Annotated in this window: 11 protein-coding genes and 3 pseudogenes; 8 read left to right on the top strand and 6 right to left on the bottom strand. The window is 68.0% G+C overall.

Translation table 11 applies throughout. The annotated features are described in order from the left end of the window. The first annotated feature begins 7 nt into the window (after positions 1 to 7). The 6 genes and pseudogenes from ACWEKM_RS43310 to ACWEKM_RS43285 all read left to right on the top strand — a co-directional run bounded on the left by ACWEKM_RS43310 (position 8) and on the right by ACWEKM_RS43285 (position 3,950). Complete coding sequence (locus ACWEKM_RS43310) at positions 8 to 217, top strand: HNH endonuclease (protein ID WP_451626803.1); 210 nt, start codon at positions 8 to 10, stop codon at positions 215 to 217. Positions 218 to 326: 109 nt separating this feature from the next. Continuing rightward, positions 327 to 584: pseudogene (locus ACWEKM_RS43305) on the top strand (IS701 family transposase); the annotation flags it as partial. 223 nt (positions 585 to 807) lie between these two features. After that, positions 808 to 969 (top strand): annotated as a pseudogene (locus tag ACWEKM_RS43300) (transposase); the annotation flags it as partial. Between the two features lie 137 nt (positions 970 to 1,106). Then, on the top strand, positions 1,107 to 1,421 hold the full coding sequence (locus ACWEKM_RS43295) for a hypothetical protein (protein WP_451626804.1): 315 nt from the start codon (positions 1,107 to 1,109) through the stop codon (positions 1,419 to 1,421). Between the two features lie 316 nt (positions 1,422 to 1,737). Beyond that, a complete protein-coding gene (locus tag ACWEKM_RS43290; protein ID WP_451626802.1) occupies positions 1,738 to 2,826 on the top strand; it encodes a serine/threonine-protein kinase in 1,089 nt (362 codons plus the stop codon). Beyond that, a complete protein-coding gene (locus tag ACWEKM_RS43285; RefSeq protein ID WP_451626801.1) occupies positions 2,823 to 3,950 on the top strand; it encodes a phosphate ABC transporter substrate-binding protein PstS in 1,128 nt (375 codons plus the stop codon). The genes ACWEKM_RS43290 and ACWEKM_RS43285 overlap by 4 nt, the downstream gene beginning before the upstream one ends. Positions 3,951 to 4,500: 550 nt before the next feature. On the opposite strand, the pseudogene ACWEKM_RS43280 reads toward ACWEKM_RS43285, so the two are convergent. The 5 genes and pseudogenes from ACWEKM_RS43280 to ACWEKM_RS43260 form a co-directional block, all read right to left on the bottom strand. Next, positions 4,501 to 5,686 (bottom strand): annotated as a pseudogene (locus tag ACWEKM_RS43280) (IS110 family transposase). A 292-nt stretch (positions 5,687 to 5,978) separates the two neighbouring features. Beyond that, positions 5,979 to 6,941, bottom strand: coding sequence for a nucleoside hydrolase (locus ACWEKM_RS43275; RefSeq protein ID WP_451626800.1), 963 nt, complete (start codon positions 6,939 to 6,941; stop codon positions 5,979 to 5,981). Between the two features lie 119 nt (positions 6,942 to 7,060). Continuing rightward, positions 7,061 to 8,269 carry a NupC/NupG family nucleoside CNT transporter gene (locus tag ACWEKM_RS43270; protein WP_451626799.1) on the bottom strand — a complete coding sequence of 403 codons (1,209 nt, stop codon included), beginning with the start codon at positions 8,267 to 8,269 and terminating at the stop codon, positions 7,061 to 7,063. A gap of 312 nt (positions 8,270 to 8,581) precedes the next feature. Next, positions 8,582 to 9,619: a LacI family DNA-binding transcriptional regulator gene (locus tag ACWEKM_RS43265; protein ID WP_451626798.1), complete on the bottom strand. Its 1,038-nt coding sequence runs from the start codon at positions 9,617 to 9,619 to the stop codon at positions 8,582 to 8,584. A 73-nt stretch (positions 9,620 to 9,692) separates the two neighbouring features. Further along, positions 9,693 to 10,022 carry a hypothetical protein gene (locus tag ACWEKM_RS43260; protein WP_451626797.1) on the bottom strand — a complete coding sequence of 110 codons (330 nt, stop codon included), beginning with the start codon at positions 10,020 to 10,022 and terminating at the stop codon, positions 9,693 to 9,695. Between the two features lie 202 nt (positions 10,023 to 10,224). Between ACWEKM_RS43260 and ACWEKM_RS43255 the strand changes: the two genes are divergently transcribed. Both ACWEKM_RS43255 and ACWEKM_RS43250 read left to right on the top strand, forming a co-directional pair. Continuing rightward, positions 10,225 to 11,337, top strand: a complete 1,113-nt coding sequence (locus ACWEKM_RS43255) for a LacI family DNA-binding transcriptional regulator (RefSeq protein ID WP_451626796.1) — start codon at positions 10,225 to 10,227, stop codon at positions 11,335 to 11,337. Next, positions 11,253 to 12,317 (top strand): ribokinase, encoded by a 1,065-nt coding sequence (locus ACWEKM_RS43250; RefSeq protein WP_451626795.1) that lies wholly within the window; start codon positions 11,253 to 11,255, stop codon positions 12,315 to 12,317. Before ACWEKM_RS43255 ends, ACWEKM_RS43250 begins: the two co-directional genes overlap by 85 nt. On the opposite strand, the gene ACWEKM_RS43245 is transcribed toward ACWEKM_RS43250, so the two are convergent. Continuing rightward, positions 12,302 to 12,865, bottom strand: coding sequence for a transposase (locus tag ACWEKM_RS43245; RefSeq protein ID WP_451626794.1), 564 nt, complete (start codon positions 12,863 to 12,865; stop codon positions 12,302 to 12,304). The genes ACWEKM_RS43250 and ACWEKM_RS43245 overlap by 16 nt on opposite strands. Between the last annotated feature and the right edge of the window lie 466 nt (positions 12,866 to 13,331).

Raw genomic sequence — 13,331 nt, 5'->3', positions numbered from 1 at the left:
CACCTCCATCCACGACTCCAGCTCCTCCCGCGCCCGCGCCTCACGCTGTTCGAGCAGACCGATCACCGACGGCATCGCGCCCTCCAGGCCCGACACGAGCGAACCGGCCCGCTGGACCAAGGTCATGGCCAAACGGCGCCGCAAGACCCTGGTGGTCTGTGCTAACTGCCACGGCCTCATCCACCAACAAGGGAGTCCTGCAACGTTCACCACATGATCACTGGAGAGCCGGATGCCTGGAAATCGGGCACGTCCGGTTCGGAGGGAGGCCGCGCGGAAAAGGACCTGTCCAACGGCAGGAACCTCGCCGTGCGGCCCACCCTAGCCAGGCCGCGAAGAACGAGTGCGGCCTGGACCACTACGAAGTCCGCCGTTACGTGGGCTGGTACCGGCACATCACCCTCGCCATGCTTGCGCACGCCTTCCTGGCCGCCACGGCATACCAGGCCCGGGGAAAGGGGGCGGAACCGGTGAGGCAATCGGGGCAATCGGGCTCACAGTGGCGGAGGTTCGGCGAATCCTGGCAGCTTGTCGCCTCCCGCCTCCGCACCTTCGTGGGCGCCGAGGCCGACACCACGCACTGAGCTGGTCGAACTGGCGCAGACGACGCCAAGCGGTCGCCCGCCGCTGTCACTACCTGCGGCGCTGTCGCACGATCGAAGGGCGGTCTCCGCGAGACCACCCCTGACCATTCAACGACCCGCTACACTCCACCCGCCCAGCGAAACCCGCGGGTCAGGCCGCAAAATCCTGCTGGAGTACTAGGGTCTGTTGCGAAAGTGGATCTCGAATTGAGATGATCATAGTGTGGCGCGAGGGGATTTGGCGGACCGGCAGTGGGCTGTGTTGGAGCCGTTGCTGCCGGCGGGGAAGAAGGCGGGCAGGCCGCGGACGTGGACGCGTCGGCAGTTGATCGACGGGATACGGTTGCGGACCCGTCCGGGCACTCCATGGCGGGACGTCCCCGAGCGATATAGGCCGGCCGGTGGTCTTCCACGACCTCGCCATCAGCGTGGGCCAGCTTCTCGTCGCGCGCACCGCCGAACTGTGGGCACACGCCATCGACAATCTGCGCGGCCACCGGGCGCCCGCCGCCGCGGCTGGACATGGAGCGCATGGCGATGCTGTGCAACGAGCTCATGGCCGCCACGCCGATGGCTATGGCCTACCGGGGTACCACCGCGCCGGGACGCGCCGCCCGTGTCGTTCTCGCCGGTCCGGCCGGCGGCACGTTCACCATGCCGCTCGCGTCGGCGCCGCGGGCCGCGGATCCGGACGTCACGATCGTCGCCGACGCCGTGGATTTCTGCCGCGTCGCCGTCCGCCGGCTCCACCCCGACCAACTGAACGCCGTTATCGAGGGCAACCGGGCGCTGGGGGACCTCGTTCTTGCGTCGATCGACGCCCTGGCCCGGGACTGACCCCGGAGTTCGACCCGTGCAAACCGTCGTGCCCCGGCCCGCGTCTCCGGCAGGCTGAAGCGGATCCGAACCGCCGACAACAAGCTTCGGGTTCGGCGCGGGGGTGCCGTTCGGGTCCGCACCAGCCGTGGCCGGATCACCCGCAGCAGTTTCCCACCTGCGCGATGACACCAGCCAGTTCGATCACAGCGCCGCCCGCCCCCCGCGTCACTCGGCGACCCGGCATCGTATCCGCGCCCTCCCGCGCCCCGGGCCGAAGCGGCCAACGGGCGGAACTTCGGCTTTACTCTGGTGATCACCTAGGAGGGAGCGCGGCGTGACGCTGCTTGAGGGAGACCCGACGACGATCGGCGGCTACCGGCTGGAACGCCGGCTAGGGGCCGGCGGGATGGGAGTGGTCTTCCTCGGCCGCTCCGTGTCGGGGCGACAGCTCGCGATCAAGGTGGTCCGGCCGGAGCTGGTCACCGACGAGGGCTTCAGAATCAGGTTCCGGCGCGAGGTCGAGGCGGCGCGCCAGGTCAGCGGGGCCTTCACGGCCCCCGTCGTGGACGCGGACGCCAACGCCGAACCGCCCTGGCTCGCCACGCTGTTCGTACCGGGCCCCTCCCTGCACGAGCACATCACGCACGGCGGAGCGCTGGCGGCGGACGCGGTGCGGCAGCTGGCCGCCGGGCTCGTCGAGGCGCTGCGCGACATCCACCGCAGCGGCCTGATCCATCGCGACCTCAAGCCGGCCAACGTGCTGCTGGCCGACGACGGCCCCCGGGTGATCGACTTCGGCATCGCCCGTGCCGTCACCGCCGCCCCGCTCACCTCGACCGGCGTCCTCATCGGCACGCCCGGCTACATGGCACCGGAGTTGTTCCGCACCGGCAGCAGCGGCGCCGCGGGCGATGTCTTCGCCCTGGGCGCCGTCCTGGTCTTCGCGGCCACCGGCCACGGCCCCTTCGACGGCGGCAGCTCCTACGGCATCGGTTACCGGGTGGTCCACGAGGAGCCGGATCTGACGGGTCTCGACCCGGCGCTGCGCCCGCTCGTCGAGCAATGCCTCGCCAAGGAGCCCGACGCGCGGCCCACGGTGGACGAGTTGCTAACCGCGCTGTCCGCGCCCCCCAACGACCTCGCACCCGCCGACCCCGCTGCCACGCACACGGATTCCCCTCCGCCCTCACCCCCTGTCCCGTCCGCCGCCGGCACCCCGACCCGCCCGGACGCGCCCCCTGCCGCGCCGCCCGCCACCTTCGTACCGACCGTCCCGGCAGGGGAGTTCGGCCCACCGCCACCGCCCCCGGCATCCCCCCGGTGCGCCCCGCGGGCGCACCGCCCGGCCAACGCCCCGCGCGCCGCACCAAACGAACCGCCCTCCTCGCCTCCGCCGCCGTCCTCACCGTCGCCGCAGCTGTGACCGTGCCCCTGCTCATCACCCGGCACCACTCGGGCGACCATGCCTCCGCCGACGCTCCCGCCAAGGGCGACACCTCCTCGACGCGGTCCTCCTCACACCCCCCGGACCCGGGCGCCCCCACCCTGCCCGACTCTGCCGGCTTCTCCTGCGCCGGCGCCCGGGGCACCATGAACGGCGCCGGATCGGCCCTGGTCATGCCCGTCATGGAGCGGTGGACGGCCGACTTCCAGCAGCAGTGCCCCGGCACGACCCTCAACTACTCCCCCACCGGCGCGGACGCGGGACTGACGAGCTTCCTCGCGGGCCGGACGGACTTCGCCATCGACGACACCCCGCTCGACGAGAAGAGCCTCCAGCGGTCGAAGGCGCGCTGCGGCGCCGGCGGGCAGGCCGTCGATCTGCCACTGGCGGCGACGCTCGAGAAGATCGTGTACAACGTGCCGGGCGTGACCGACCTCGTCCTGGACGCGACCACCCTCGCGAAGATCTTCAACGGCAAGATCACGCACTGGAACGACCCGGCCCTCGCCACGCTCAACCCCGATACCACGCTTCCGTCCAGCGCCATCGTCCCCGTCAACCGACTTGACTCCAGCAGCTCGAACAGGGTCATGACCACGTATCTGTCCGGTGCCGCCGCTAGCGCCTGGCCCTACCCGCCCAGCACGTCGTGGCCGGGCAAGGGGGGCCTGAGCGTCAGCGGGTCGACCGGCATGGTGCAGACGGTCACGACCACGGCGGGCGGGATCGGCTACGTCGACCTGACGTCCGAACTCAAACTCAGCACCGCCCACCTCGCGACCGGAGCCGGACAGCCAATGCCGCCCAACTCCCGCTACGCCACCGCGTTCCTCAGCCACGCGCACACCGGAGGCCCCGGCGGCGACCTCGTGCTCTCCCCGGTCTACGGCAGCGCTTGGCCGAACACGTACCCGCTCGCCCTGACCAGTTACGCCGTCGTGTGCAGCAAGGGCAACAACGCCGCCTCGCTGGCTACGCTCAAGGCGTTCCTGTCGTACGTGACGGGCACGCCCGGGCGTTCGGACGCCTCGGCGGTCGGCCGCGCCGCGATGCCGGACCCGCTGGTCGCGCCGGAGCAGAACGCCGTCAAGGCGCTGGGCTGACGAACCGGCCCGACCGCGCGGGGTGGCCAGCCCGGACGAACCGGCCCCCGGGTCTGCCGCGGGCCCTGCGGCCGCCGCCCGGCTGAGGTTGGGCGGCGGAATCGACGCGGCAGCGGCCAGGCCGCGGAATTGGACCAGAACTCGCTCCCGCATACACAGCCACGCCTGCTCCAACCCCTCTGCGCTGCTTCCCTTCGCTCGCCGATGAGTTTCGGTGAGTCGGACGGTCCAAGTCGGCACACTCAACAACGGGAGAACCCGATGGGCGGGACTCGCCTGCATCCGATGGCCCACATACTCAGTACGGGCTGCGTAAGTGCTTCGAGGCCCGCGTCGAACGCACCGACAGGAAGCCACTGGTCGGACGGTTCGGCGGGATCCCGCTGCGACAGAACAAGAAGACGGTCATCACTGACCGCCGGCCGGCCCCAGTCAACACCAAACGCAAGGAGCTGGTCACCCGGCTCCTTGCCGGGCGGTGCGAGGCATGCGGACGCGTCGATGAGGTGGAAGTCCACCACGTCGCCAAACTCGCTTCCTAATGGTGTTGTCAAGCGGCCGTAGTCACTGGCGGTGTGACCTGGTAGCACCGTCGGTCACGGATCAGGGCCCACAGAACGTTGACGCGTCGGCGGGCGAGGGCGAGCACGGCTTGGACGTGCTTCTTCCCTTCGGCGCGTTTGCGGTCGTAGAACTTCCGCGAGTTCGGGTCGTAGCGGACGCTGACCAGTGCGGAGGTGTAGAAGACGCGCTGGAGTCTTCGGTGGTAGGCGATCGGCCGGTGGAGGTTGCCGCTGACCTTGCCCGAGTCCCGCGGTGCTGGAGCGACGCCGGCGAAGGCCGCCAAGGCGTCCGGGGAGTCGAACTCGTCCAGGCTGCCGCCGACGGCGGCGAGGAACTCCGCTCCGAGGACGGTGCCGATGCCGGGGACGCTCAGGACGATGTCGGCGAGTTCGTGATCGCGAAACCGGCCCTCGATGAGCTTGTCCATCTCGGCGATCTGCTCGTTGAGGGTCATCACCTCCTCGGCCAGGGTGTGGACCAGTTTGGCGATGGTCTTCTCCCCGGGGACGGCGGTGTGCTGGCGCCCGGCGGCCTCGACGGCGGTTTCGGCGAGGGTTGACTTTGCGGTCGGCCAGCCACTTGGTCAGCCGCGTGACGCCGGTCCGGCGGATCGCGGCCGGGGCCTGGTAGCCCGTCAGCAGCTTGAGCGGGCCGGTGTTGGTGACGTCCAGGGCCCGTTCCAGGGCCGGGAACATGCTCAGCAGGGTGCCGCGCAGGCGGTTGACGACGCGGGTGCGGTCCTCGACCAGGTCGGCCCGGCGTCCGGTCAGGAGTCTGAGCTCGATGGCGGCTTCGTCTCCGGGGCGGATGGGCCGCAGGTCGCGGCGCATCCTGGCCTGGTCGGCGATCACGTAGGCGTCGCGGGCGTCGGTCTTGCCCTCGCCGCGGTAGCCGTCGGAGGCCCGGTTCACCAGACGGCCGGGCATGTAGAGGACTTCCTGGCCGTGGTTGACCAGCAGGGCCAGCAGCAGCGCGGGCTCTCCGCCGGTCATGTCGATGGCCCAGGTGACCTGTCGGCCGTCGGCCAGGTCCAGGACGTCGCCGATCAGCTTCAGCAGCTCGGGTTCGTCGTTGGCGACCCGGCGCGACAGCAGGGTCTTGCCGTCTGCGTCCAGGGCGAGGCCGTGGTGGTGGCCCTTGCCGCTGTCGATCCCCGCCCATATCCGGCTCATCGTGCTCCTGACGTGCGTGTTCGTGTTGTTCGTGCCACGGACGACCTCGCCGGCATTGCTCTACACAGCGACTTGTTCGCACTTCCTAATCGGCGGCCGAGTCGTCGTGGGGCGCTGGGCGGCGAAGCGAAGAAAGCCACGAGACGGCAGCCGACTGATAGCCACACCCAGCACCCCTGGGCGACCCAACCCTACGAATGGCTCGATCAACCCGATCAAGAAGGTAGAGCCGACTCACTGCCCCTGCAACCACGGACTCGCCACGAGGGGAGGGACAGTTGCGGAAGATTCCTCAGCGCGTGTTCGAGGACTGCGATCGCCGACTGGCGGAAGGCTGACCCAGGAGGGTGGCGAAGAAGAGCGCGAGCACGGCGTCCGGGTCGGATTCCAAGGCAATCGATGCCTTGGGCCAGGGTATGTGATCTGGGTCGTAGGTGGAGCGGCGGTCGACCTGAGTCTGCCCCCTGCCGATTCCGGGTGAGAGGTCTACCCTGACCGGCAAGCTCTCGAACGAATACAGGTGTGGGGCGACGAGGGCACAAAGTGTTCCTGCGTCACCGATCACGCCGTATTGGACCGGTGTGCTTGTGGCTTCGTCGATGAACTCATGCCCCAAAAGTGATCCGAGCGCCCTGCCGATAGGATCCTCGGATGATGTGAGTTCGTCGATCCGAGTGGCATCCACTCGGATCCAGTCGAAGACATCGAGGCCGTACATCACCAACGGCAATCCACTGGAGAACACGATGAAGGCGGCTTCCGGGTCGTGCCAGACGTTGAACTCGGCGACGGCTGTAGCATTTCCGATGGATGCCGAGCCGCCCATGATGACGATGCGCTCGATACGGTCGCTCAACTCGGGGTAGGTGCGCAGGAGCAGGGCCACGTTGGTCAGTGGTGCCGTGGCGACGATGGTCAGCGGGTTCTCGGCGGCGAGGAGAGTCTGTCGGATGAGCTCGACCGAGTGCACGCTCTCCGCGGCGCGGCTGGTCGGTGGGAGGTGCAGCCCGCCCAGGCCGCCTTCGCCGTGTACCCATTCCGCGGGCCGGGCCGGCTCGATCAGGGGGCGCGTGGCGCCGGCGGCGACCGGGATCTGCGGTGCCTCGACCAGGTCGAGCACGCGGAGAGTGTTGTCGACCACCTGATGGACGTGGGTGTTGCCGGCTACGCAGGAGATGGCGTGGAGTTCGATGTCGGGGTGTCTGACGGCGAACATGATGGCCATGGCGTCGTCGATGCCGGTGTCGACGTCCATGATGATGTGGTGTGTCATCTGCTCTGCCCTTTCAGGGTTCTGGTTACAAAGTCGCAGCCGCGCGATGTGCCGGGCGCCGCAGGCAGCGGAGGGCTGCCTGTCTTTCGATCTGGGCCGGTTCAGCCGACGATCCCTACGATGGCTGCATTGCTGAAGTTCGCCAGGATTCCCGCAGTCAGAGCCAAGAAGCCGAGCCGGGCGATGTCGGCGCGACGCTCGGGTGCCAGCGTGCCGAAGGCTCCGAGCTGAATGGCGATCGAGCCGAAGTTGGCGAATCCGGCCAGGGCGAATGTCGTGATGAGGGCCGTCTTATGGTCGAGTGAGCCGACGTGCGGGCCGAAAGAGGCGTAGGCGACAAACTCGTTGACCACAGTCTTCTGCCCGAGGAAACCGCCGACCATTGTGGCTTCGTGCCACGGCACTCCGATGAGCCAGGCGACCGGTGCGAAGATCCAGCCAAGAAGCTGCTGGAACGTCAAGTCCCCGATGCCGAACCAACCTCCGACACCGCCCAGGATGCCGTTGGCGAGGTCGATGAGCGCGACGAATGCGATGAGCAGGCAGCCCACGGTGACCGCGATACGACCTCCTTTCAGGGCGCCGCGGGCGAGCGCATCGATGATGTTCGTCGACTCCGTGTCGCGGACGTCGCGGACGTTGGTCCGCACTTCTGTTTGCTCGGTCTCGGGCCAGATCGCCTTGGCCATCACGAGCGTGGCTGGCGCGTTCATGACGCTTGCTGCCAGCAGGTACGGCAGAGGCGCGCCAAACAGCGAGTAGCCGACCAGGTTCGCGCCGGCGACAGACGCGAATCCGCCGGTCATACACGTGAAGAGCTCTGAGCGGGTGAGCCGTCGCAGATACGGTGCGATGATCAGCGGCGCCTCGGACTGGCCGAGGAAGATCACTGTCGTCGCCCAGACTGACTCGATCTTGCTCGTCCTGAGCAGCCAGGAGATGGCCCCTCCGACGATCTCTGCGAACCACTGGATGACTCGCAGGTAGTACAGCAGGCCGACGAGCGCGCCGAGGAAGATGATGATCGGCAGTACGCCGATCGCGAATGACACCGACGAGCCCTTGGCCAGCGAACCGAACAGGAACGACGTTCCCCCAGTCGTATAGCCGATCAGCGTCGCGATCTTCGAGGAGAACCAGTTCAGCGCCTCACGGCCGGGTTGCCACTTGAGGACCAGAAAGGCAAATGCGACCTGAAGGGCGACGCCCAGACCGAGGGTGCGCCAGTTGATGTGGCGGCGGTGTCGCGAGAGGGCGAAACATAGGCCGTAAATCACCAGGAGGCCAAGAAGGCCCTGCAGCCGAGTCATCGGACCGTGTGTACCGGTCGAGTCACGACCGATCGCCGGGGGCTGGCCACTCTCCGAGGTTTGAGCGCGGTGCCGGATATGGCCGAGCGGGCCAACCTCCGTGTCCGTGCATGTTGCAGCATCTCTCCGCTCCATTCATCAGGGAATGGCCCTGCTTGGCCACGTCAAGCGCTCGACATTAGAACTTCACCAAGGGCTTGGCGTCAAGCGCTTGACGCAAGCGTCTTCAGAATGCCTGAGCGGGCTACGGCTGGCGCCGGGTGAACCGGCGCCAGTGGCGGAGGCGGAGCTACTGCCCGGCCGCGGGCCGTGTCAGTGGACCGAGCGCTCGGCTTCGGTGTCCGTTGCGCCGGGCCGGTTCGCCACCTGTTGCGAGACAGCCGTACCCGTGCTCGCGCGAACGACAAGCCCGGTGGGCAGGGGCGTGAGTTCCGGAACGGGAGATCCCGCAATCATGGCGAGCAGGCGAGATGCTGCGACCTTCCCCAGGCTGGCGGCCGGCAACGATACCGCCGTCAACGGTGGGCCCACGACCGATGAGGACGGAAGATCGTCGAACCCAGCGACGGCGATCTCGGTGGGTACCTCGAGGCCGACGGCTGCTGCCGCCGCAAGTACTCCGTACGCGAGCGTGTCTGTCGCGGTGATTACGGCAGTCGCCCCCTGCGCCCGCCAGCGAGGGAGATGGGCGCGGGCGATCTTTGCGGCGCTGTCGATCGTGAGTTCGGCGCGCGGCAGGTCACGGAGGATGGTGAGTCCGGCGGCCGTGGCGGCCTCTTCCAGCAGGGCTCGGCGCAGGTCGAAGGTGGCGATCTGATGAGTGGTGTCGAGGTAGACGAGCGTGCGGTGACCGTTCTCGACCAGATGAGCGGCGAGGGCCGAGATGCCGGCCTGAAAGTCGTATACAACGCTGCCGGGGCAGTCCGGCGCGTCGAGCAGAACCATCGGCAGCGATGAGTTAGGAAGGTCCCGGACGAAGCTGGCCGACGGTGCTTCCACGAGCATCCCGGCGGGCCGGAACGAGAGGAAGCTGGCGACGTCTTCCGCGGACGGCTGCCCCCGGGGTACCGAGACCAGCAACTTGTACTGGTCGCCGAGTGCCTCACGGATACCCCGGGTGACCTCGGCGAAGAAGGGGTTGAGGTCGGGGGCGACAAAGATCACCAGGTCGCCACGCCCCTTGGCCAGCGCGCTCGCTGTGTGATCAACGGTGTAGCCGAGTTCTTCCACCGCGGTGAGAACCCGTTCCTTGATCGCCTCGGACACGCGGCCGCGGTCTTTCCCGTTCACGACGAGGGAAACCGTCGAGACGCTGGTCCCTGCACGAGTTGCGACCATCTGGGCGGTCACGCGCTGGAGCGGAGTAGGCGAGTCGGTCACCGAGTCATCCTAGACCCGGACTTCGCGGGTCACGGTTTCAGGTCTATGGCCAGCGGGTTCGTGTGATGCCGGGGTCAAGGAGGTGGAGGAGGTCAAGGAGGAGGTGGAGTTGGACACCGCGGGTGATCTGGACGGTGAGCGGGCCGGTGACGTCGCCGATCCGCAGGCTGCACGAAGACCGGCGTGACCGCGAGCGGCCCCTTGAAACCGTGGTAGCCGGTTCGACCGTGCCCTGGCCCTTGTAGTGGACGAGTGCGCCGGCTGAGGTGGCCTGGCCTGCTGGAACGCTGGTCGGCAGCGCGTACCAGCCATCGACCGCGGCCTGGGCATCCAGGACGGCCTGGTCGAGGTGCCAGGCCGGTACGGGCGCCATGCTCGTTCCCGGTGACGGTCCAGCGCAGGCAGGACGTGACCCGCCGCCTGGCGGCGATCACGCCGATCCGGGCGACGATTCCAGCGCCTCTTGATGTTGCGAAGGTTGCATCCCATAATGCCGAGACCCGTACGCAACACGAGTTGCCAACTCGTGTTGCGTACATGACGTGATCACGATTGGCCTTGGGAGAGTGCGCGGTATGGCAACACGCCAGGATGTGGCGAAGCTCGCTGGAACCTCTCCGTCGGTCGTCAGCTACGTGCTCAACAACGGTCCACGTACCGTCGCTCCTGCGACCCGGGAGCGAGTGTTGGCCGCCGTACGGGAGCTGGACTATCGCCCCAACAAGGTGGCACGGTCCCTGCGGCTGAACCAGACGATGACGCTCGGCCTGGTCGTTCCCGATTCGGCCAATCCGTTCTTCGCGGAACTGGCAAAGACGGTAGAGGACCAGGCATGGTCTTCGGGTTACACACTGCTGGTGGGCAATTCGGCAGACGACCCCGAGCGTGAGCTGGAGTACATTCGCACCTTCATCGACTGTCGGGTCGACGGAATATTGCTGATTCCTTCCCACAACGAGCAGCCGTGGCGGAGCGACCTGACGCGATCCCGCATTCCGAGCCTGGTCTTCGACCGTGAACTGGAGAGCGTGCCGATATCTCACGTCCTCGTGGACAACGTGCGCGGCGCAAAGGATGCCACCGAGCACTTGCTGGGGCACGGGCGCCGCCGGATCGGCTGCATTGCCGGGCCACTGGGCATTCATCCGACCGTGGACCGCGTCGTGGGCTGGCGGCTGGCATTGGAAAATGCCGGCTTCAAGGCGGGCTCGGGTTCGGGGGGCCGCACAGGATGGGAGACACGCCCGGAGGCGGCGCCGCTGCTGCACGGCTCCTTCGGTCGGTTGGACGGCTACCGCTCTGGGCACGCGCTGCTCACACGGGATCGCTCGGTTGATGCTTTGTTCGTCACCTCCGACGAGCAGGCTGCGGGGGTGCTACGGGCCGCGAGCGAGCTTCGCATCCGGGTACCGCGCGACCTCGCTGTCGTCTCCTTCGACGGTATTGCGGCCAGCGAGTACACGACTCCCGTACTGGCCACGATGCGTCAGCCCGTCGAGCAGCTGGGCCGTACGGCCATGGAGCGGCTGCTGCAACGGATGCAGGACCCGGACCTACCACCAAGCAGGGACGTTCTGCAGGCGACGCTCGTCGCTCGTGGATCATGCGGCTGCCCCGATCCGCCCGGCAGCGAGCACCCGCCCGCCGACTCTTCCCTGACTTTCACCATCGGAGTACCGGAACGATGACTCAACAACTCGTTGTGGTTGGCAGTCTGAACATGGACTTGTCGGTCACCGTCCCTCGCCTGCCGGCTCAGGGAGAGACAGTGCTTGGTGCGGACGTGGTCCGCGGGGCCGGCGGCAAGGGGGCCAACCAGGCCGTCGCCGCCGCTCGGCTGGGGGCCGGGGTCAAGATGATCGGCCTGCTCGGCAACGACGCCTTCGGCGAGGAGCTGCGGCGTCAGCTGGCCGGGGAGGGCGTGGACAGCGAAGCCGTCGCCGCACTGCCGGGCGTACCGTCCGGCCTGGCCCTGATCGTAGTCCGGCAGGACGGGGAGAACGCCATCACCTTGTCGCCCGGTGCCAACCGTCACCTGGACGCCGAACGTCTCGCGGCGATCAGCAAGGGGGCAGCGCTGGCGGGGCCGACCGACACAGTGCTACTGCAGTTGGAGGTGCCACTGCCCGCTGTGCTTGCCGCCGCACGCACCGCACGGGCTAAGGGAGCGTACATCGTGCTCAACGCCGCACCGAGCCCCGAGCCCGGTCCCTTGTTGGAAGAGTTGCTCTGCACGGTGGACGTCCTGGTGGTCAACGAGACGGAAGCGGCCACCCTGCTCCGGCTGCCCGCCTCTCTTCCCGGACCGGTCTCCCCGTCCGTCTGGGCCGAACGTGCTGAGCAGCTGCGCACGCTGGGGCCACGGACCGCTGTCATCACCCTGGGGTCGGCCGGCGCAGTGGCGGCCGCTGCACATGGCACACATCACCAGTCGGGCTTCCCGATACAGGCGGTGGACACCGTCGGCGCCGGCGACGCGTTCTGCGCACAACTGGCGCTGGCCCTGGGCGCGCGCAGCCCGCTGGACGACGCGCTGCGCGAGGCATGTGCTGCCGGCGCGCTGGCCGCCACCAGACCCGGAGCGCAGTCCTCTTTGCCGACACGTGCCGAGGTGGACGCATTGCTCGACCGCACCGCCGGCACAGTGGAGGTTCACCATGCGTCCTGACGGCGTTCACCACCGAATGCGCCACGGCGCCCGGGGTCACCGTCCACCTCATGGTCTACCTCGCTTACGTGGCGAGCACCTGCGGCGAGATCGCTTTCCTCTGCTCCGGCATGGCGCTTTCTGCCCGGCGGGGCGAGCACACCTGGTCGGCGCGCGGGCTCGGCCACGACCTTGTGGGAGAAGAACGCCGAGTCGGCGCGGACGACAATCTGTGCGGTGATGCCCATCGCCCGCACCGTGACCAGTGCCTCGCGCAGCAGACTCGCCGCGCCCTTGCCGGAGTTGGCCGAGCCCTTGCGCAGCCTCGTGGCGACGATCACGGGTGCGCAGGTGCCGGTCTTGACGGTGACGATCTGGAAGTGCAGGCCGCGTTGTTTGGTGTAGCCGAAGGAGGCGCCCTGCTTGGCAGGGCCGTAGACCTGCTTGACCTTGGAGTCGATGTCCACGAACACCACCTCGTCCCGCTTCGGGACCAGACCGGTGTGCGCGATCAGGTCCGGGTCGTCGAACGCGGCGAACAGCGCCGCAGGACTGTGGGAGACTTTCACTTACGAGGTGCCTTGCTTCGTGGGACTGATGAGGGCGTAGGAACTCCCATCATCCCAGGTCAGCGGGCACCTCTTCTCATTCCGTCGTCCACAGACCGACTATCGCGCGGTGGATCCAGGCTCAGAGCTGGGGAGAGCCCAGTACGCGGGGAAGGGCGGCAGCGAATTCGCAGTGGCAGTACTGGAAGACCAGGAGCACGAAGGTGAATACCATCGATCCGGAAGCAGAGCTGTATCAGGCTGAGCGTCGGGTACTGGAGATCCAGACGAAGCTGCACCGTTGGGCGGCTGAGGATTCCGGCCGCCGGTTTTGTGATCTGTTCAATCTCGTATGCGACCCCGCATTTCTGCTGGTCGCATGGGATCGGGTGAGAAGGTCCGCACCACCATCCCCGAGCCGTCTGCGACACCGGTTCCCGACCTGCTACGGCGCGACTTCACCGCGAAGACGCCGAACACGAAGTAC

Source organism: Streptomyces sp. NPDC004752 (genome assembly GCF_053601275.1).
Note: the sequence above shows the minus strand (reverse complement) of the source record. Positions and strands in the feature narration are given on the sequence as shown.

Bases quoted from the DNA above. Each gene is read 5' to 3' on its own strand.
- ACWEKM_RS43270 (WP_451626799.1), bottom strand. From the start codon at position 8,269: ATGACTCGGCTGCAGGGCCTTCTTGGCCTCCTGGTGATTTACGGCCTA.
- ACWEKM_RS43295 (WP_451626804.1), top strand. From the start codon at position 1,107: ATGGAGCGCATGGCGATGCTGTGCAACGAGCTCATGGCCGCCACGCCG.
- ACWEKM_RS43250 (WP_451626795.1), top strand. From the start codon at position 11,253: ATGCGGCTGCCCCGATCCGCCCGGCAGCGAGCACCCGCCCGCCGACTC.
- ACWEKM_RS43255 (WP_451626796.1), top strand. From the start codon at position 10,225: ATGGCAACACGCCAGGATGTGGCGAAGCTCGCTGGAACCTCTCCGTCG.
- ACWEKM_RS43275 (WP_451626800.1), bottom strand. From the start codon at position 6,941: ATGGACGTCGACACCGGCATCGACGACGCCATGGCCATCATGTTCGCC.
- ACWEKM_RS43260 (WP_451626797.1), bottom strand. From the start codon at position 10,022: ATGGCGCCCGTACCGGCCTGGCACCTCGACCAGGCCGTCCTGGATGCC.